Source organism: Enterobacter cloacae complex sp. ECL352, assembly GCF_020149545.1.
GTDB classification, from domain to species: domain Bacteria; phylum Pseudomonadota; class Gammaproteobacteria; order Enterobacterales; family Enterobacteriaceae; genus Enterobacter; species Enterobacter asburiae_B.
In genome coordinates, this window is record NZ_CP083709.1 from 3,161,024 (window position 1) to 3,180,605 (window position 19,582).

A 19,582-nucleotide genomic window follows, 5' to 3' on the forward strand; every position below is an offset into this window, starting at 1 on the left:
GCAATTAAGTAACGCGGAATCTGAAGATGGCTGAACCACGTTTCGTACACCTGCGGGTGCATAGCGACTACTCCATGATCGATGGGCTGGCGAAGACCGGGCCGCTGGTAAAAAAGGCGGCCTCCCTTGGCATGCCCGCGCTGGCGATCACCGATTTTACCAACCTGTGTGGCCTGGTGAAGTTCTACGGAACGGCGCACGGTGCGGGAATGAAGCCTATCGTCGGCGCAGATTTTCATGTCCAGAGCGATCTCGTCGGCGATGAAATGACGCAAATCTCCGTGCTGGCGATGAACAACACGGGCTATCAAAACCTCACTCTGCTTATCTCAAAAGCCTATCAGCGCGGATATGGTGCGCTGGGCCCGTGGATCGACAGGGACTGGCTGGCTGAGCTGAACGAAGGGCTGCTGCTGATCTCTGGCGGCCGTATGGGCGATGTCGGTAAATGTCTGCTGCGCGGCAATAGCGCGCTGGTGGATCAATGCGTCTCGTTCTATGAGGAGTATTTCCCGGATCGTTATTATCTGGAGTTGATCCGCACCGGTCGCCAGGACGAAGAGAGCTATCTCCATGCGGCGGTCGCACTTGCGGAAGAACGCGGGCTGCCCGTCGTCGCGACAAACGATGTACGCTTCCTCGAGCCGGGAGATTTTGACGCTCACGAAATTCGCGTGGCGATCCACGATGGCTTCACGCTCGACGATCCGAAACGGCCGCGTAATTACTCCGCTCAACAGTACATGCGCAGCGAGGAGGAGATGTGTGAACTCTTCTCCGATATCCCCGAAGCGCTGGAAAACAGCGTAGAGATCGCCAGGCGCTGTAACGTTACCGTCCGCCTCGGCGAATACTTCCTGCCGCAGTTCCCGACGGGTGACATGACCACGGAAGATTTCCTGGTCGTGAAATCAAAAGAAGGTCTGGAAGAGCGTCTGGAATTCCTGTTCCCGGATGAGGCCGTTCGCAAAGAGAAGCGGCCGCCGTACGATGAACGCCTGGATATTGAACTCCAGGTCATCAACCAGATGGGCTTCCCGGGCTACTTCCTGATCGTAATGGAGTTTATCCAGTGGTCGAAGGATAACGGCGTACCGGTTGGACCGGGACGTGGCTCCGGTGCGGGATCGCTTGTGGCCTATGCGCTTAAAATTACCGACCTCGATCCGCTGGAATTCGACCTGCTGTTCGAACGTTTCCTTAACCCGGAACGTGTTTCCATGCCCGACTTTGACGTCGACTTCTGCATGGAGAAACGCGACCAGGTGATCGAGCACGTTGCCGATATGTACGGCCGTGATGCGGTATCGCAGATTATTACGTTCGGTACGATGGCGGCGAAGGCGGTTATTCGTGACGTCGGCCGCGTGCTGGGCCACCCGTACGGGTTTGTCGATCGTATTTCGAAGCTGGTGCCGCCCGATCCGGGCATGACGCTGGCAAAAGCGTTTGAAGCCGAACCTCAGCTGCCGGAAATCTACGAAGCTGACGAAGAAGTGAAAGCGCTGATCGACATGGCGCGAAAGCTGGAAGGCGTCACGCGTAACGCCGGCAAGCATGCGGGGGGCGTGGTTATCGCCCCGACCAAAATTACCGACTTCGCGCCGCTCTACTGCGATGAAGCGGGTGAGCACCCGGTTACTCAGTTTGATAAGAACGACGTAGAATACGCCGGGCTGGTGAAGTTTGACTTCCTCGGCCTGCGTACGCTGACGATCATCGACTGGGCGCTGAAGATGATCAACCCGCGCCGGGAAAAGCAGGGCCTTGAGCCGATAGACATTGCCGCCATTCCGCTGGATGACAAGAAAAGTTTCGACATGCTGCAGCGCTCGGAGACGACGGCCGTCTTCCAGCTTGAATCCCGCGGCATGAAAGATCTGATTAAACGCCTGCAGCCCGACTGCTTCGAAGATATGATCGCACTGGTCGCCCTGTTCCGTCCGGGCCCACTGCAGTCAGGGATGGTAGATAACTTTATCGACCGTAAGCACGGTCGCGAAGAGATTTCTTACCCGGACGTTCAGTGGCAGCATGAAAGCCTGAAGCCGGTGCTGGAGCCAACCTACGGCATTATCCTGTATCAGGAACAGGTCATGCAGATTGCTCAGGTGCTTTCCGGCTATACGCTCGGCGGCGCGGACATGCTGCGTCGTGCGATGGGTAAGAAAAAGCCGGAAGAGATGGCCAAGCAGCGCTCCATCTTTGAAGACGGGGCGAAGAAAAACGGCGTTGACGGCGAGCTGGCGATGAAAATCTTCGACCTGGTGGAGAAATTCGCCGGGTACGGATTTAACAAATCTCACTCCGCCGCCTATGCTTTGGTGTCGTATCAAACGCTGTGGCTGAAAGCGCACTATCCTGCTGAATTTATGGCGGCGGTAATGACGGCCGATATGGACAACACCGAGAAGGTGGTTGGCCTGGTGGACGAGTGCTGGCGCATGGGGCTTAAGATCCTGCCGCCGGATATTAACTCAGGGCTCTACCACTTCCACGTCAACGACGACGGAGAGATCGTTTACGGGATCGGCGCGATCAAAGGCGTGGGCGAAGGTCCGATCGAGGCGATCATCGAAGCGCGTAACAACGGCGGGTATTTCCGCGAGCTGTTCGATCTTTGCGCCCGTACCGACACCAAAAAACTGAACCGTCGCGTGCTGGAAAAACTGATCATGTCCGGCGCGTTTGACAGGCTGGGGCCGCACCGTGCCGCGCTGATGAATTCCCTCGGCGACGCCCTGAAAGCGGCGGATCAGCACGCAAAAGCGGAAGCCATTGGTCAGGCGGATATGTTCGGAGTGCTGGCGGAAGAGCCAGAGCAGATCGAGCAATCTTATTCCAACTGCCAGCCGTGGCCAGAACAGGTGGTACTGGATGGGGAGCGTGAGACGTTAGGCTTGTACCTGACGGGGCACCCGATCAACCAGTACATCAAAGAAATTGAGCGCTATGTCGGCGGCCACAGGCTTAAAGACATGCATCCGACAGAACGTGGTAAAATCACCACGGCTGCGGGGCTCGTGATTGCCGCAAGGGTTATGGTCACCAAGCGCGGCAATCGTATCGGCATCTGTACGTTGGATGACCGTTCCGGGCGTCTGGAGGTGATGTTGTTCACCGACGCGCTGGATAAATACCAGCAATTGCTGGAAAAAGACCGCATACTTATCGTCAGCGGACAGGTCAGCTTTGATGACTTCAGTGGGGGGCTTAAAATGACCGCCCGCGAAGTGATGGACATTGACGAAGCCCGGGAAAAATATGCTCGCGGGCTTGCTATCTCGCTGACGGACAGGCAAATTGATGACCAGCTTTTAAACCGACTCCGTCAGTCTCTGGAACCCCACCGCTCGGGGACAATTCCAGTACATCTCTACTATCAGAGGGCGGATGCACGTGCGCGGTTGCGCTTTGGTGCAACGTGGCGTGTCTCTCCGAGCGATCGTTTACTGAACGATCTCCGTGGCCTCATTGGTTCGGAGCAGGTGGAACTGGAGTTTGACTAATACAGGAATACTATGAGTCTGAATTTCCTTGATTTCGAACAGCCGATTGCTGAGCTGGAAGCGAAAATCGATTCTCTGACAGCGGTAAGCCGTCAGGATGAAAAACTGGATATTAACATCGACGAAGAAGTGCATCGTCTGCGCGAGAAAAGCGTAGAGCTGACGCGCAAAATCTTTGCCGATCTCGGCGCATGGCAGGTGGCCCAGCTGGCTCGCCATCCACAGCGTCCGTACACCCTGGATTATGTCCGCCTGGCGTTTGACGAATTTGACGAACTGGCAGGCGATCGCGCATACGCTGACGATAAAGCTATCGTTGGTGGTATCGCGCGTCTGGACGGACGCCCGGTGATGATCATTGGTCATCAGAAAGGTCGTGAAACCAAAGAGAAAATCCGTCGTAACTTCGGTATGCCAGCACCAGAAGGCTACCGTAAAGCCCTGCGTCTGATGGAGATGGCTGAGCGTTTCAACATGCCAATCATCACCTTCATCGACACCCCAGGTGCATACCCTGGCGTGGGCGCGGAAGAGCGCGGTCAGTCTGAAGCTATCGCGCGCAACCTGCGCGAGATGTCTCGTCTGAAGGTGCCGGTCATCTGTACCGTCATCGGTGAGGGTGGTTCCGGCGGTGCGCTGGCGATTGGCGTGGGCGATAAAGTGAATATGCTGCAGTACAGCACCTATTCCGTTATCTCCCCGGAAGGCTGTGCGTCCATTCTGTGGAAAAGCGCCGACAAAGCGCCGCTGGCTGCAGAAGCAATGGGCATCATTGCGCCACGCCTGAAAGAGCTGAAGCTGATCGATTCCATCATTCCGGAACCGCTGGGTGGTGCTCATCGTAAGCCGGAAGTAATGGCGGCTTCTCTGAAAGCGCAGCTGCTGGCTGACCTGGCGGATCTGGACGTGCTGAGCAAAGACGATCTGCTCAACCGCCGCTACCAGCGTCTGATGACCTACGGTTACGCGTAAGCTTCACAATTATCTGAAAAGCCGCACAATGTTGCGGCTTTTTTTATACCTGCGGTTTAGCCGGACTATGCTTAGCTAATGTTTTTTAAGGAGGAAGCCCATGAATATCATTGCCATTATGGGGCCACACGGCGTCTTTTATAAAGATGAGCCAATTAAGGAGCTGGAGCAATCCCTGCAGTCGCGCGGGTATCAGCTAATCTGGCCGCACAACAGCGCTGACCTGCTGAAGTTTATCGAGCATAACCCGCGTATCTGCGGCGTGATCTTCGACTGGGACGAATACGATCTCGAACTGTGCAGCGACATCAACAAGCTGAACGAATACCTCCCGCTGTACGCGTTTATCAATACCCACTCAACCATGGACGTCAGCGCCAATGATATGCGTATGGCGCTGTGGTTCTTTGAATATTCCCTCGGCGTTGCGGAAGATATTGCGACCCGCATTCAGCAATACACGAATGAATATCTCGATAACATCACTCCCCCCTTTACCCGCGCGCTCTTCACCTACGTGAAAGAGGGGAAATATACCTTCTGTACGCCAGGTCATATGGCGGGAACGGCCTATCAAAAAAGCCCGGTGGGCTGCCTGTTCTATGATTTCTTCGGTGGCAACACGCTGAAAGCGGACGTGTCTATTTCAGTCACCGAACTAGGCTCTCTGCTGGATCACACCGGCCCGCATCTTGAAGCCGAAGAGTATATCGCCCGCACCTTTGGCGCCGAGCAGAGCTATATGGTGACCAACGGCACGTCGACCTCGAACAAAATCGTCGGGATGTACGCTGCGCCTGCAGGCAGCACCTTGCTGATTGACCGTAACTGCCATAAATCGCTGGCGCACCTGCTGATGATGAGCGACGTCGTACCGCTCTGGCTCTCGCCCACGCGTAACGCGCTCGGTATTCTTGGCGGCATTCCGCGCCGGGAGTTCACCCACGAAGCCATTGAAAGTAAGGTCGCGGCAATTCCTGGCGCAAGCTGGCCTGTCCATGCGGTGATCACCAATTCCACCTACGACGGTTTGCTGTACAACACGAACTGGATCAAACAGACGCTGGACGTGCCGTCGATCCACTTCGATTCCGCATGGGTGCCTTACACTAATTTCCATCCGATTTACGCAGGCAAAAGCGGCATGAGCGGTGAACGGGTGCCGGGGAAAGTGTTCTTCGAAACGCAGTCGACGCATAAAATGCTGGCGGCGTTTTCCCAGGCTTCGCTTATTCACATCAAAGGCGAGTACGACGAAGACACGTTCAACGAAGCCTTTATGATGCACACCACCACCTCGCCGAGCTACCCGCTGGTGGCCTCTATTGAAACGGCCGCGGCGATGCTGCGCGGCAATCCCGGTAAGCGTCTCATCAATCGTTCGGTGGAACGCGCGTTGCATTTCCGCAAAGAGGTTCAGCGGCTGAAAGATGAAGCCGACGGCTGGTTCTTTGATATCTGGCAGCCGGAAGAGATTGATGAAGCAGAATGCTGGCCCGTCTCGCCCGGCGAAGGCTGGCATGGCTTCCGGGATGCCGATAGCGACCATATGTTCCTCGACCCGGTAAAAGTGACGATCCTGACGCCGGGCATGGATGAGCAGGGCAAGATGAGCGATGAAGGTATTCCGGCCGCGCTGGTCGCGAAATTCCTTGATGAACGTGGCGTGGTGGTAGAGAAAACCGGCCCCTATAACCTGCTGTTCCTGTTCAGCATCGGGATCGACAAAACCCGCGCGATGGGGTTGTTGCGCGGCCTGATGGAGTTTAAGCGCGCCTACGATCTCAACCTGCGGGTGAAGAACATGCTGCCGGATCTCTACGCGGAGGATCCCGACTTCTATCGAAATATGCGCATTCAGGATCTGGCCCAGGGGATCCACAGGCTGATCCGTCAGCACGATCTGCCGCGTCTGATGCTTCAGGCGTTCGATGTCTTACCGGAGATGAAGTTTACCCCGCACAAAGCATGGCAGCGCCAGGTGAAAGGGGAGGTCGAAACCGTCGAGCTGGAAAACCTGGTCGGCCGCGTATCGGCTAACATGATCCTGCCTTACCCGCCGGGCGTTCCGCTCCTGATGCCGGGAGAGATGATTACCGAAGAGAGTCGGGCGGTGCTTGATTTCCTGCTGATGCTCTGTTCGGTAGGGCGGCACTATCCCGGTTTTGAGACGGATATACACGGTGCGAAGCGCGACGAGAGCGGCGTTTACTGGGTGCGAGTCCTAAAATAAGGGTGACCGCTTGCCAGGCGCGGGTTTTCGGTTGTAACGTTCAGGCATCATAAAAAGGAGAAGCTATGCTGGGTTTAAAACAGGTTCATCATATTGCGATCATTGCGACCGACTACGCGAAAAGTAAGGCCTTCTACTGCGACATCCTGGGCTTTACGCTCATGAGCGAGGCCTACCGCGAGGAGCGCGACTCCTGGAAGGGCGACCTGGCGTTAAACGGGCAATATGTGATTGAGCTGTTCTCTTTTCCTTTTCCACCTGCGCGTCCGTCCCGCCCGGAAGCCTGCGGCCTGCGTCATCTTGCCTTCAGCGTCGATGACCTGGATAGCGCAGTTAAGCATCTGGAAGCGCACGGCGTGACGTGCGAAGCGATACGCGTCGATCCGTTCACCGACAAGCGCTTTACTTTTTTCAACGATCCGGACGGCCTGCCGCTGGAGCTTTATCAGCAGTAATGGTGGTCCTGTGTGATAATGCCCGCTCAGTTCGGGCATTTTTTATGTGTAATCTCCTATGACCTTACCCGCTATCGCACAAGCCGTTTCACCGTACCGCCAGCTGCTGGTGGGGTTTAGCGGTGGCCTGGATTCTACCGTGTTGCTGCATCGTCTAAAGCTTTGGCGCGATCGGGAACCTGACGTCCAGCTTCGGGCGATGCATATTCACCACGGATTAAGTCCTCACGCAGAGGCGTGGGTGGCGCACTGCGAAGCCTTATGTGTGGCCTGGGCGATCCCGCTCATCGTTGAGCGAGTGACGCTTGCGGAGGAAGGGCTGGGCATCGAGGCGCAGGCGCGGAAAGCCCGCTATGCCGCGTTTGCCGGGGCATTACGTGCTGGAGAAGCGCTGGTCACGGCCCAGCATCTGGACGATCAGTGTGAAACCTTTCTGCTGGCGCTTAAGCGGGGCAGCGGGCCGGCGGGACTTTCTGCCATGCCGGCGCGTTCTGAATTTGCCGGCACAACGTTACTGCGTCCGCTGCTTGGCGAGACGCGTGCCTCGCTGGAAAAGTGGGCGCGAGAACATCAGCTGAACTGGATCGAAGATGAGAGTAACCAGGATGACGGCTATGACCGTAACTTCCTGCGTCTGCGCGTCCTCCCGCTTTTAGGCGAGCGCTGGCCGCATTTCGCCGACGCGACGGCAAGAAGCGCCATGCTGTGCGCCGAACAGGAATCGTTGCTGGATGAACTGTTGAGCGACGAGCTGGCTGCACTCATTTCTGCCGACGGGGCGTTGGCGATCGCACCGATGAAAGCGATGAGCCCGGTACGTCGCGCCGCGCTGTTACGGCGCTGGCTGGCCTTTCATCGCGCCGCGATGCCGTCGAGGACAATGCTGAGCCGTATCTGGGACGAAGTCGCACTGGCGCGGGATGATGCTTCTCCGTGCGTCCACCTGAACGGTTTTGAGGTTAGACGTTATAAAGGGGAGCTCTGGTGGATAAAATCCATGCCCTCACTGACCGATGTGGTGCTCGACTGGCTTTCTCCTGACGCGCCGCTGATATTGCCCTGTGAGGCAGGACGCGTTTCTCTTCTGTCGTCTGGTCATGTGCGGCTGCCTAAGCCCGATGAACCTGTCACCGTGCGCTTTAAGGCTGGCGGCATGCTGCATATCGTCGGGCGCAACGGGGGACGAAAGCTGAAGAAAATATGGCAGGAGTGTAACGTGCCGCCGTGGCTGCGCGACACCATGCCGCTACTGTTCTACGGTGAAACGCTTATCGCTGCGGCAGGGGTGTTCATCACGGAAGAGGGGTGGTCAGAAAAGGGCGTTCGTTTTGAGTGGCAGAAAGCGTAACGGGCAGCCAGGCTGCCCGTTAGTGTCATCAGGATTCGCTCACCACGACGGTGCCGATTTGCGGGTGGCTGAAGCTGGCTATTTTGTCCAGACGCAGCTCACGCGTCGCACCTGCGTCTTCCACTATCAGGTATTCCACATTCTTTCGTGAAACCAGATCGCTGGCTTTCGCCTTCAACACTTCGCCATCTTTTAGCTCCAGCGTCAGTAATAAATGATGCTGGCAGGCGAGTTCGAGGTTGTCATAGTCATCACAATTGATGGGTTGATAAGTATCATTCATCGACATAATCGCTCACCAGTAAATTCGCCGCAGCATACGCTGCTTTTTCCCTGACCGACTCTGAAAGGCTCTCATCAGAGGCCACTTCATTAAGCACCTTCAATACACAGCCCAACGCGTCCGGGACATACCCCAGATCTCCGCTGGCGATTTCCGCATACCGTTTGCGAATTAACTCACAATAATTATTCACATCCCCTCCCGCCAGCGCACTGACTTACTGTGAGATATCATTAAGCCTACGAAGATAAACTCGGTTTAGCAAGGTGACTATACCATACTCATTTAAGCAATATCAGAGCCTTGATAGCGGTGTATTTAACACCCTGTAACAGCCTTTTGCCGCGGTTTTCGCTACAATGTGCGCCTGATTCGAATGGAGTTCTCTCATGGCGCTGAAAGCGACAATTTATAAAGCTGTGGTCAATGTGGCCGATCTGGATCGCAACCAGTTCCTCGATGCGTCGCTTACGCTGGCACGCCACCCCTCCGAAACTCAGGAGCGCATGATGCTGCGCCTGCTGGCGTGGATTAAGTATGCCGACGAGCGTCTGCAGTTTTCCCGTGGGTTAAGCGCAGAAGACGAGCCTGAAGCCTGGCTGCGCAACGATCATCTGGGTATCGATTTGTGGATCGAACTCGGCCTGCCTGACGAGCGCAGAATTAAGAAGGCCTGCACCCAGTCCGCTGAAGTGGCCTTATTCGCGTATAATCAGCGCGCTGCGGAGATCTGGTGGCAGCAAAACAAGAGCAAGTGCGGACAGTTTAAAAATCTCACGGTCTGGTATCTGGATGATGAGCAGCTGGCGCAGTTGAGCGAATTTGCCAGCCGGACCATGGTTTTGCAGGCGACGATTCAGGATGGCGCCATCTGGCTCTCTGATTCTCAGAATAATCTGGAAATTCATTTAGCAGCGTGGCAACCCGCGTCATGATCGTCTTGTCCCGAAACGTCAGCATTCCTGACAGCGAGCTGGAGATCACCGCCATCCGTGCGCAGGGAGCAGGCGGGCAGCACGTCAACAAGGCGTCGACGGCTATCCATTTGCGTTTTGACATTCGGGCCTCAAGCCTGCCAGAGTATTATAAAGAAAGCCTGCTTGCCGCCAGCCATCACCTGATCACCATCGATGGCGTGATTGTGATCAAAGCCCAGGAGTACCGCAGCCAGGAGCTCAACCGGGAAGCGGCGGTAGCCAGGCTGGTGGCGGTCATCAAAGAGCTAACGGCAGTACAAAAAAGCCGCCGGGCAACGCGGCCGACCCGCGCATCGAAAGAGCGTCGGTTGTCCTCGAAGGCCCAAAAATCCACAGTGAAAGCACTACGCGGTAAAGTTCGTCGCCCGACAGAGTGACGAAAGGGAACACACTTTTCATAAGGAATTCATTGTGAAAAAAGCATTATGGTCAGCGCTGGCAGTGAGTACGCTGTTTGCGCTTTTTGGGTGTAACAACCGCTCCGAAACGCAGGTTTTACAACCCACGCAAACGGAAGAATTAAAACCGATGCAGCAAAGCTGGCGCGGCGTATTGCCTTGCGCGGACTGTGAAGGCATTGAAACGTCTCTGTTCCTGCAAAAAGATGGCACCTGGGTGATGAATCAGCGCTATCAGGGCGCTAAAGAGCCTTCTTCTTTTGCCACTTATGGAACATGGGCGCGTACGGCAGAGAAGCTGGTCCTGACGGATACCTCCGGTGAGAAAACCTTTTTCCGCGCCAAAGGCGAGGGGATGGAGATGCTCGACCGCGAAGGCAACCCGATTGAATCCCAGCTCAACTACACGCTGGCGCCGGTAAAAGCGGCTCTGCCTGCCACGCCGATGGCAATGCGGGGGATGTACTTCTATATGGCGGATGCGGCGATCTTTACCGACTGCGCAACCGGCAGGAAGGTCAGCGTGGCAAACAATGCGCAGCTTGAACGTGATTACGCTGTGGCACGCGGCAATGACAGTAAGCCGGTACTGCTGACGGTTGACGGTCACTTTACGCTGGAGCCAAACCCGGATAGCGGGGAGATGGTGAAAACGCTGGTGGCAGATAAAGACGCGAAGTTTGTTGCGGGTAAAGACTGTAACAGTAAATAAGCCGACGCTGAGCCATTAAAAAACCCCGCCTGAGCGGGGTTTTTGTTTAGCCTTTGATGGCTTTCACCAGGTAATCAAGAATGTCGCCGGTCTTGATCATCTGTTTCTCGCCGCTGCGACGGTATTTGTATTCAATCTCATCGCTGTCGAGGTTACGGTCGCCGATGACGACGGTGTGCGGGATACCGATCAGTTCCATATCGGCAAACATCACGCCTGGACGCTCTTTACGGTCATCCATCAGCACTTCGATACCCTGAGCGCGCAGCTCGGCATACAGCTTCTCGGCCAGCTCCTGCACGCGGTAAGACTTGTGCATGTTCATTGGCAGAATGGCCACCTGGAACGGCGCAATATTGTCCGGCCAGACGATGCCGCGTTCGTCGTAGTTCTGCTCAATCGCCGCAGCCACCACGCGCGTCACCCCGATACCGTAGCAACCCATGGTCAGGATCTGGTTACGGCCATCTTCACCCTGAACAGCCGCGTTCAGCGCGCGAGAGTATTTATCACCCAGCTGGAAGATATGACCCACTTCGATGCCGCGCTTAATCATCAGGGTACCCTGGCCGTCCGGGCTTGGATCGCCTGCAACCACGTTACGGATGTCAGCCACTTCCGGCGTCGCCACGTCGCGATCCCAGTTGATGCCGAAGTAATGTTTACCGTCGATGTTCGCACCTGCGGAGAAGTCGCTCATTGCCGCAACCGTGCGGTCAATGACAACAGGCACCGGTAGATTGACTGGACCCAGTGAACCTGGACCCGCATTCACCACGGCGCGGATTTCCGCTTCCGTTGCGAAGGTCAGCGGGCTGGCTACCTGCGGCAGCTTCTCGGCTTTCACTTCGTTCAGCTCGTGATCGCCACGCACCAGCAGGGCAACCAGCGGGTAAGCGCTGCCTTCGGTGGATTTCACCAGCAGCGTTTTCACGGTTTTTTCGACAGGCAGATTGAACTGCTCAACCAGCTCGGCAATGGTTTTAGCGTTTGGCGTATCAACCAGCGTCATCTCTTGCGTTGCCGCCCCGCGTGGTTCTTTTGGCGCCAGCGCTTCTGCAAATTCGATATTCGCCGCGTAGTCTGAAGAGTCAGAGAAGATCACATCGTCTTCACCGCTCTGCGCCAGGACCTGGAACTCATGGGATGCGCTACCGCCGATGGAGCCGGTATCAGCCTGCACAGCACGGAAATCCAGACCCATGCGGGAGAAGATTTTGCTGTACGCCGCGTACATTGCGTCGTAGGTCTCTTGCAGTGATTCCTGAGAGGTATGGAAAGAGTAAGCATCTTTCATCAGGAATTCGCGAGAGCGCATGACGCCGAAACGTGGGCGAACTTCGTCACGGAACTTGGTCTGGATCTGGAAGAAGTTCAGCGGCAGCTGTTTGTAAGAGCTCAGCTCATTACGAATCAGGTCGGTAATGACTTCTTCATGCGTTGGGCCGAGAACGAACGGACGCTCGCCGCGATCGACAAAGCGCAGCAGTTCAGGACCATACTGTTCCCAACGGCCGCTCTCCTGCCACAGGTCAGCGGGCTGAACCACAGGCATGGACACCTCGATAGCACCGGCGTTGTTCATCTCTTCACGCACGATGTTTTCGACTTTTTTCAGGACGCGCACGCCGGTCGGCAGCCAGGTATATAACCCGGAGGCCAGCTTGCGGATCATCCCGGCGCGCAGCATCAGCTGATGGCTGATCACTTCGGCGTCGGCAGGCGTCTCCTTCAGAGTGGAGAGCAGATATTGGCTAGTACGCATGTTGTTACGGTTCCATTTCGACGATTGGAACAGGCTGAAACACCAGCCTGACACAAAAAAAGTGGTTTAGTTTACCAGTGTGGCAAAGATGCCAAAAGAGAGGAGAACAAAATTACCTGGGTTCAAGGGCAAACACTTCAAAACCTGCCCCGGTGACGCGCCAGCGAACGTTGAAATCGAGCAGCCAGACGGCGTACGTTTTTCCTTCTTCCTCTTCTTTACGGTAGGCCGGACGCGGGTCCTGTGCCAGAACTTCAGTGATGAAATCCCGTAAGCGAGGATAGCGTTTCTCCAGCTGACCGAGCTGCGCGGTTATCTCAGGCGTAAAATAAACAGGCATGTCCGCCTGTGGCGCGTCCTGAGCATAACTTGCACGCGCGTCCGGGAGGGCTTCGGCGAAGGGCAAATAGGGTTTGATGTCGATTACCGGCGTGCCGTCTACCAGGTCCAGGCTACCTAACTCCAGTATCACCCGATCTTTCTGGCAGCGTATGCCTTTCAGTTCAACCAGCGACATTCCAATCGGGTTTGGGCGGAAAGTCGAGCGAGTTGCAAACACGCCCATTCTCGCATTTCCGCCGAGACGAGGAGGGCGCACGGTCGGACGCCAGCCGCCTTCCATCGTCTGGTGAAACACGAACACCACCCATAAATGGCTGAAAGCCTCAAGCCCGCGTACCGCATCGGCCTGATTGTAAGGCGCAATCAGGTGAAGCTCACCGCTTCCGCTGGTGACCAGACCGGGCTGGCGGGGGACGGCGAACTTCTCTTTATAAGGAGAGTGGATAACGCCTATCTGCTCGAACTGAAATGCACTCATTTCGCCGTGATGTTCAGCGCTGAACCGATGCAAACCGCCTGACGGTAGCAGCCCGGCGTGCCGCTGGTGACTTCGCAGCTGTGCAGCAGAACCGCGTTGGCTTTCATTTTTGCGGCATTAATCTGCATACGTTTACGCGCTGTCGGAATATTTGGTGGTGAGTCCTGATTGGTCGCCTGACAGGATTCGCCGCTCACTTCGCCCAGTTCACGGAACGGTTTACCGACGAGTTCGTCTGCTTTCGTGATAATGCGAACCGGCGCAGGGCGAACCACTTTCGGTTTTGCAGGCTCGGTTTTTGGCGGGGTTGCCGTGCTTTGAACAGGTTCAACGGGAGATCTGCTTAGCATAGAACAGCCGCTCAGCATGAGTGCTAAAAGACAGATCGGTAAAGCACGCATAATAGTTCCTCAATGGATAATCAAAACGTCAGATATTGAATCAGTTGACTGCACAAATGACAAGACGGGCATAAGCCCGTCCTGATGATATTACACTGAGGTGAGATTACCAGCCTTTAACAGCGCCGCCGTTAAACACTTTGTTGGCTTCCTGGTAAACTTCATCAGACTGATAAGCCTGAACGAATTTCTTCACGTTTTCCGCGTCCTTGTTGTCTTCGCGAGTCACGATCAGGTTAACGTACGGGGAGTCTTTATCTTCAACGAAGATACCGTCTTTAGCTGGCGTCAGGCCAATCTGGCTGGCATAGGTGGTGTTGATCACGGCCAGGGCAATCTGCGCATCGTCCAAAGAACGTGGCAGCTGCGGTGCTTCCAGTTCAACAATTTTCAGATTTTTCGGGTTCTCGGTGACATCCAGAACGGTTGGCAGCAGGCCAACACCGTCTTTCAGTTTGATCAGGCCCACTTTCTGCAGCAGCAGCAGGGAACGGCCAAGGTTGGTTGGGTCGTTAGGCACGGCAACCTGAGAGCCCGGCTGCAGCTCGTCCAGCGATTTAATTTTCTTAGAGTAACCGGCAATTGGATAAACGAAGGTGTTACCAACACCCACCAGTTTATAGCCACGATCTTTGATCTGCTGATCCAGGTATGGCTTATGCTGGAAGGCGTTAGCGTCGATATCGCCTTTGCTCAGCGCTTCGTTCGGCAGAACGTAATCGTTGAAGGTCACCAGCTCAACGTCCAGGCCATACTTCTCTTTCGCCACTTTCTGAGCAACTTCAGCAACCTGTTGTTCTGCACCCACGATAACGCCCACTTTGATGTGGTTTGGATCTTTTTCGTCCTGACCGCAACCCACCAGTGCCAGAGAGCCGATCAGCGCGCCTACTGCTGCAAAGGTCTTTAATTTAAACGCCATGTTTTATCCTTAACTCGTAGAGTTTGTGTTGTGTGTAACGTTATTTGTGAGTAACGGTCCGGACGATGCGATCGCCGGAGAACTGGATTAAATAAACCAGAACAACCAGCAATACCAGAACGGTATTCATCACGGTAGCGTTATATCCAATATAGCCGTACTGGTAACCAATCTGGCCTAAACCGCCAGCGCCAACTGCGCCACCCATTGCGGAATAACCGACCAGCGTGATGAGCGTGATGGTTGCCGCGTTCACCAGGCCTGGCAGTGCTTCCGGGAGCAGGACTTTGCGAACGATCTGCATCGGCGTTGCGCCCATCGCGCGTGAGGCTTCGATCAAACCGGTTGGGATCTCCAGCAGGGCGTTTTCCACCATACGGGCGATAAATGGCGCAGCCCCCACGGTCAGCGGAACAATGGCCGCCTGCAGACCGATAGACGTTCCGACGATCACGCGGGTAAATGGAATCATCCACACCAGCAGAATAATGAAGGGAATAGAACGGAAGATGTTCACCAGCGCTGAGAGCGTACGGTACAGTTTCGCGTTCTCAATGATTTGACCCGGACGCGTCACGTACAGCAATACGCCGACCGGCAGGCCAATCACAAAACCAAAGAAGCCAGAGACAAAGGTCATTGCCAGCGTTTCCCAAACGCCGCGAACCAGCAGCCACATCATCGGCTCAGACATAACCCAGTACCTCTACTTTTACGTGGTGTTCTTGCAGCCAGGCAATCGCGGCCTGGGTTTCTTCTTGTGTGCCGTGCATTTCTGTCAGCATGATGCCGAACTTCACGCCACCGGCGTAATCCATCTGCGCGCTGATGATGTTGTTGTTTACGTTAAAGCGACGCGCGGTTTCGGAAAGCAGGGGAGCGTCAACGGACTGACCGGTGAACTCCATGCGCAGCATCGGGACGCTGTCTGCTGCGGGTTCGGTTTTCAAACGCTCCAGATAATCTTCCGGAATATCCAGATGCAGCGTGGACTGGATGAACTGCTGTGCCAGCGGCGTCTTCGGATGCGAGAACACTTCACTTACCGTGTCCTGCTCGATCAGTTCACCGTTGCTGATGACCGCCACGCAGTCGCAGATGCGTTTCACCACGTCCATCTCATGTGTAATAAGGAGGATCGTCAGGCCCAGGCGACGGTTAATGTCTTTCAGCAGTTCCAGAATCGAACGCGTGGTTGCCGGATCCAGTGCGCTGGTGGCTTCATCACACAGCAGTACCTTAGGATTGCTTGCCAGCGCGCGGGCAATGGCCACACGCTGCTTTTGCCCACCGGACAGATTTGCCGGGTAGCTATCATGCTTGTCGCCCAGACCCACGAGGTCGAGCAGTTCGGTGACGCGACGCTTCACTTCTTCTTTTGGCGTGTTATCCAGCTCAAGCGGCAGGGCAACGTTGCCGAATACGGTGCGGGAAGCCAGCAGGTTAAAGTGCTGGAAGATCATGCCAATCTGACGACGCGCTTTGGTGAGTTCTTTCTCTGAAAGGGCGGTAAGTTCCTGGCCGCCAACTTCTACGCTGCCCTGGGTTGGGCGCTCAAGCAGGTTAACACAACGAATCAGCGTGCTTTTACCTGCACCCGATGCGCCAATGACGCCATAAATTTGACCAGCAGGAACATGCAGGCTGACGTTGTTCAGCGCCTGAATGGTTCGGTTTCCCTGCTGGAACACTTTGGTGATATTGGAAAGTTTAATCATTAGATTATTTTTATCGTATGTAAGTTAGCCGTGGCATTTTCTTCTGCCAGATACGGGTGATGACCGTAAACAAAACGGATGTTAAGGCATCCAGACGTCTAAATCAATCCAACTCTGTACGATGAGCACTTTATTGCGCTGCGATTCATGAGATACTAGTCGAACATGCCTTTTTCAGGAGCAAACCGGTGGCAAAATCAGTACCCGCAATTTTTCTCGATCGTGACGGCACTATTAATGTGGATCACGGTTATGTTCATGAGATTGATGAGTTCGAGTTTATCGAGGGCGTAATAGATGCCATGCGCCAGCTGAAAGAGATGGGTTATGCGCTGGTGGTTGTGACGAACCAGTCCGGTATTGCACGCGGTAAATTCACCGAGGCGCAGTTCGAGACGCTGACGGAATGGATGGACTGGTCGCTAGCCGACCGCGGTGTGGATCTCGACGGCATCTACTATTGTCCGCACCACCCGCAGGGAACCGTTGAAGCGTATCGTCAGACCTGTGACTGCCGTAAGCCGCATCCCGGGATGTTCATCTCTGCACAGGAGTTCCTGCACATTGATATGTCTGCTTCTTATATGGTGGGCGATAAACTGGAAGATATGCAGGCAGCCGCCGCAGCGGGTGTAGGAACCAAAATATTAGTTCGCACCGGTAAGCCAGTGACGCCAGAAGCAGAAAATGCAGCGGATTGGGTGATTAATAGTCTGGCCGATCTGCCAAAAGAGATTAAAAAGCACCAAAAATAGCCTTTTTGGTGAAAAGATGAGCGGTTGAAATAAAAATGCATTTTTCCGCTTGTCATTACTCGGCGGCCCCCTATAATGCGCCTCCATCGACACGGCGGATGTGAATCACTTCACACAACAAGCGGTTCGGTTGAAGAGAAAAATTCTGAAATAACGGGTTGACTCTGAAAGAGGAAAGCGTAATATACGCCACCTCGCAACGGTGAGCGAAAGCCGCGTTGCACTGCTCTTTAACAATTTATCAGACAATCTGTGTGGGCACTCAAAGTGACATGGATTCTTAACGTCCTCGGACGAAAAATGAATACCAAGTCTCTGAGTGAACATACGTAATTCATTACGAAGTTTAATTCACGAGCATCAAACTTAAATTGAAGAGTTTGATCATGGCTCAGATTGAACGCTGGCGGCAGGCCTAACACATGCAAGTCGAGCGGCAGCGGAAAGTAGCTTGCTACTTTGCCGGCGAGCGGCGGACGGGTGAGTAATGTCTGGGAAACTGCCTGATGGAGGGGGATAACTACTGGAAACGGTAGCTAATACCGCATAACGTCGCAAGACCAAAGAGGGGGACCTTCGGGCCTCTTGCCATCAGATGTGCCCAGATGGGATTAGCTAGTAGGTGGGGTAACGGCTCACCTAGGCGACGATCCCTAGCTGGTCTGAGAGGATGACCAGCCACACTGGAACTGAGACACGGTCCAGACTCCTACGGGAGGCAGCAGTGGGGAATATTGCACAATGGGCGCAAGCCTGATGCAGCCATGCCGCGTGTATGAAGAAGGCCTTCGGGTTGTAAAGTACTTTCAGCGGGGAGGAAGGCGATAAGGTTAATAACCACAGCAATTGACGTTACCCGCAGAAGAAGCACCGGCTAACTCCGTGCCAGCAGCCGCGGTAATACGGAGGGTGCAAGCGTTAATCGGAATTACTGGGCGTAAAGCGCACGCAGGCGGTCTGTCAAGTCGGATGTGAAATCCCCGGGCTCAACCTGGGAACTGCATTCGAAACTGGCAGGCTAGAGTCTTGTAGAGGGGGGTAGAATTCCAGGTGTAGCGGTGAAATGCGTAGAGATCTGGAGGAATACCGGTGGCGAAGGCGGCCCCCTGGACAAAGACTGACGCTCAGGTGCGAAAGCGTGGGGAGCAAACAGGATTAGATACCCTGGTAGTCCACGCCGTAAACGATGTCGACTTGGAGGTTGTGCCCTTGAGGCGTGGCTTCCGGAGCTAACGCGTTAAGTCGACCGCCTGGGGAGTACGGCCGCAAGGTTAAAACTCAAATGAATTGACGGGGGCCCGCACAAGCGGTGGAGCATGTGGTTTAATTCGATGCAACGCGAAGAACCTTACCTACTCTTGACATCCAGAGAACTTTCCAGAGATGGATTGGTGCCTTCGGGAACTCTGAGACAGGTGCTGCATGGCTGTCGTCAGCTCGTGTTGTGAAATGTTGGGTTAAGTCCCGCAACGAGCGCAACCCTTATCCTTTGTTGCCAGCGGTTAGGCCGGGAACTCAAAGGAGACTGCCAGTGATAAACTGGAGGAAGGTGGGGATGACGTCAAGTCATCATGGCCCTTACGAGTAGGGCTACACACGTGCTACAATGGCGCATACAAAGAGAAGCGACCTCGCGAGAGCAAGCGGACCTCATAAAGTGCGTCGTAGTCCGGATTGGAGTCTGCAACTCGACTCCATGAAGTCGGAATCGCTAGTAATCGTAGATCAGAATGCTACGGTGAATACGTTCCCGGGCCTTGTACACACCGCCCGTCACACCATGGGAGTGGGTTGCAAAAGAAGTAGGTAGCTTAACCTTCGGGAGGGCGCTTACCACTTTGTGATTCATGACTGGGGTGAAGTCGTAACAAGGTAACCGTAGGGGAACCTGCGGTTGGATCACCTCCTTACCTTAAAGAACCTGCCTTTGTAGTGCTCACACAGATTGTCTGATGAAAAACAGCAGTAAAAATCTCTGCAGGCTTGTAGCTCAGGTGGTTAGAGCGCACCCCTGATAAGGGTGAGGTCGGTGGTTCAAGTCCACTCAGGCCTACCAAACTCCTTTTAAAGGATGAGCGGTACAGAGATGATAAACGATGGGGCTATAGCTCAGCTGGGAGAGCGCCTGCTTTGCACGCAGGAGGTCTGCGGTTCGATCCCGCATAGCTCCACCATCTTTTACTGCGAACACAAGAAAACTTCAGAGTGAACCTGAAAAGGTGCACTGCGAAGTTTTGCTCTTTAAAAATCTGGATCAAGCTGAAAATTGAAACGACACATCTTTAATGGTGTGTTCGAGTCTCTCAAATTTTCG

At 54.7% G+C, this 19,582-nt stretch carries 17 protein-coding genes, 2 tRNA genes and 1 rRNA gene; 12 read left to right on the top strand and 8 right to left on the bottom strand.

The annotated features are described in order from the left end of the window. The first annotated feature begins 26 nt into the window (after window positions 1-26). The 5 genes from dnaE (at window position 27) to tilS (ending at window position 8,517) form a co-directional block, all read left to right on the top strand. The gene (gene dnaE, locus LBF07_RS15310) at window positions 27-3,509 is read left to right on the top strand and encodes a DNA polymerase III subunit alpha (RefSeq protein WP_033144674.1); all 3,483 of its coding nucleotides are present in this window, start codon (window positions 27-29) and stop codon (window positions 3,507-3,509) included. Between the two features lie 12 nt (window positions 3,510-3,521). Beyond that, a complete protein-coding gene (accA, locus tag LBF07_RS15315) occupies window positions 3,522-4,481 on the top strand; it encodes an acetyl-CoA carboxylase carboxyl transferase subunit alpha (RefSeq protein WP_023310466.1) in 960 nt (319 codons plus the stop codon). Window positions 4,482-4,581: 100 nt separating this feature from the next. Then, window positions 4,582-6,714 carry a lysine decarboxylase LdcC gene (locus LBF07_RS15320; RefSeq protein ID WP_094934551.1) on the top strand — a complete coding sequence of 711 codons (2,133 nt, stop codon included), beginning with the start codon at window positions 4,582-4,584 and terminating at the stop codon, window positions 6,712-6,714. 65 nt (window positions 6,715-6,779) lie between these two features. After that, complete coding sequence (locus LBF07_RS15325) at window positions 6,780-7,169, top strand: VOC family protein (RefSeq protein ID WP_029741193.1); 390 nt, start codon at window positions 6,780-6,782, stop codon at window positions 7,167-7,169. A gap of 58 nt (window positions 7,170-7,227) precedes the next feature. Continuing rightward, on the top strand, window positions 7,228-8,517 hold the full coding sequence (gene tilS, locus LBF07_RS15330; RefSeq protein WP_094934552.1) for a tRNA lysidine(34) synthetase TilS: 1,290 nt from the start codon (window positions 7,228-7,230) through the stop codon (window positions 8,515-8,517). A 28-nt stretch (window positions 8,518-8,545) separates the two neighbouring features. Here tilS and rof read toward each other — a convergent pair whose 3' ends face one another. Further along, window positions 8,546-8,806 (bottom strand): Rho-binding antiterminator, encoded by a 261-nt coding sequence (gene rof, locus LBF07_RS15335; protein ID WP_008501890.1) that lies wholly within the window; start codon window positions 8,804-8,806, stop codon window positions 8,546-8,548. Beyond that, on the bottom strand, window positions 8,793-8,993 hold the full coding sequence (locus LBF07_RS15340; protein WP_008501889.1) for a YaeP family protein: 201 nt from the start codon (window positions 8,991-8,993) through the stop codon (window positions 8,793-8,795). The genes rof and LBF07_RS15340 overlap by 14 nt, the downstream gene beginning before the upstream one ends. Before the next feature lie 196 nt (window positions 8,994-9,189). Here LBF07_RS15340 and LBF07_RS15345 point away from each other — a divergent pair, with 196 nt between their 5' ends. Genes LBF07_RS15345 through nlpE form a run of 3 tightly spaced genes read left to right on the top strand, consistent with a single transcriptional unit; the run spans window position 9,190 to window position 10,887 of the window. Then, complete coding sequence (locus LBF07_RS15345) at window positions 9,190-9,735, top strand: YaeQ family protein (RefSeq protein ID WP_048974974.1); 546 nt, start codon at window positions 9,190-9,192, stop codon at window positions 9,733-9,735. After that, on the top strand, window positions 9,732-10,154 hold the full coding sequence (gene arfB, locus LBF07_RS15350; protein ID WP_094934555.1) for an alternative ribosome rescue aminoacyl-tRNA hydrolase ArfB: 423 nt from the start codon (window positions 9,732-9,734) through the stop codon (window positions 10,152-10,154). The genes LBF07_RS15345 and arfB overlap by 4 nt, the downstream gene beginning before the upstream one ends. 34 nt (window positions 10,155-10,188) lie before the next feature. Then, the gene (gene nlpE / locus LBF07_RS15355; protein WP_039260572.1) at window positions 10,189-10,887 is read left to right on the top strand and encodes an envelope stress response activation lipoprotein NlpE; all 699 of its coding nucleotides are present in this window, start codon (window positions 10,189-10,191) and stop codon (window positions 10,885-10,887) included. A 46-nt stretch (window positions 10,888-10,933) separates the two neighbouring features. On the opposite strand, the gene proS is transcribed toward nlpE, so the two are convergent. From proS to metN, 6 genes are all read right to left on the bottom strand, one after another. Further along, on the bottom strand, window positions 10,934-12,652 hold the full coding sequence (gene proS / locus LBF07_RS15360; RefSeq protein WP_033144681.1) for a proline--tRNA ligase: 1,719 nt from the start codon (window positions 12,650-12,652) through the stop codon (window positions 10,934-10,936). A 112-nt stretch (window positions 12,653-12,764) separates the two neighbouring features. Next, window positions 12,765-13,472, bottom strand: coding sequence for a tRNA (N6-threonylcarbamoyladenosine(37)-N6)-methyltransferase TrmO (gene tsaA / locus LBF07_RS15365; RefSeq protein WP_039260568.1), 708 nt, complete (start codon window positions 13,470-13,472; stop codon window positions 12,765-12,767). Continuing rightward, the gene (rcsF, locus tag LBF07_RS15370) at window positions 13,469-13,873 is read right to left on the bottom strand and encodes an Rcs stress response system protein RcsF (protein WP_008501883.1); all 405 of its coding nucleotides are present in this window, start codon (window positions 13,871-13,873) and stop codon (window positions 13,469-13,471) included. Before rcsF ends, tsaA begins: the two co-directional genes overlap by 4 nt. A gap of 106 nt (window positions 13,874-13,979) precedes the next feature. Continuing rightward, window positions 13,980-14,795 carry a methionine ABC transporter substrate-binding lipoprotein MetQ gene (metQ, locus tag LBF07_RS15375; protein WP_014168729.1) on the bottom strand — a complete coding sequence of 272 codons (816 nt, stop codon included), beginning with the start codon at window positions 14,793-14,795 and terminating at the stop codon, window positions 13,980-13,982. A 40-nt stretch (window positions 14,796-14,835) separates the two neighbouring features. After that, complete coding sequence (locus LBF07_RS15380; protein ID WP_014168730.1) at window positions 14,836-15,489, bottom strand: methionine ABC transporter permease MetI; 654 nt, start codon at window positions 15,487-15,489, stop codon at window positions 14,836-14,838. Further along, window positions 15,482-16,513 carry a methionine ABC transporter ATP-binding protein MetN gene (gene metN / locus LBF07_RS15385; protein WP_023310475.1) on the bottom strand — a complete coding sequence of 344 codons (1,032 nt, stop codon included), beginning with the start codon at window positions 16,511-16,513 and terminating at the stop codon, window positions 15,482-15,484. Before metN ends, LBF07_RS15380 begins: the two co-directional genes overlap by 8 nt. A 188-nt stretch (window positions 16,514-16,701) precedes the next feature. Here metN and gmhB point away from each other — a divergent pair, with 188 nt between their 5' ends. The 4 genes from gmhB (at window position 16,702) to LBF07_RS15405 (ending at window position 19,442) form a co-directional block, all read left to right on the top strand. Next, entirely contained in the window at window positions 16,702-17,268 is a 567-nt protein-coding gene (gene gmhB / locus LBF07_RS15390) for a D-glycero-beta-D-manno-heptose 1,7-bisphosphate 7-phosphatase (RefSeq protein WP_029741186.1), read from the top strand. Window positions 17,269-17,636: 368 nt separating this feature from the next. Further along, window positions 17,637-19,178 (top strand): 16S ribosomal RNA (locus LBF07_RS15395). Window positions 19,179-19,247: 69 nt separating this feature from the next. Beyond that, window positions 19,248-19,324 (top strand) — tRNA-Ile (locus LBF07_RS15400). 42 nt (window positions 19,325-19,366) lie between these two features. Further along, window positions 19,367-19,442 (top strand) — tRNA-Ala (locus tag LBF07_RS15405). Window positions 19,443-19,582: the final 140 nt, after the last annotated feature.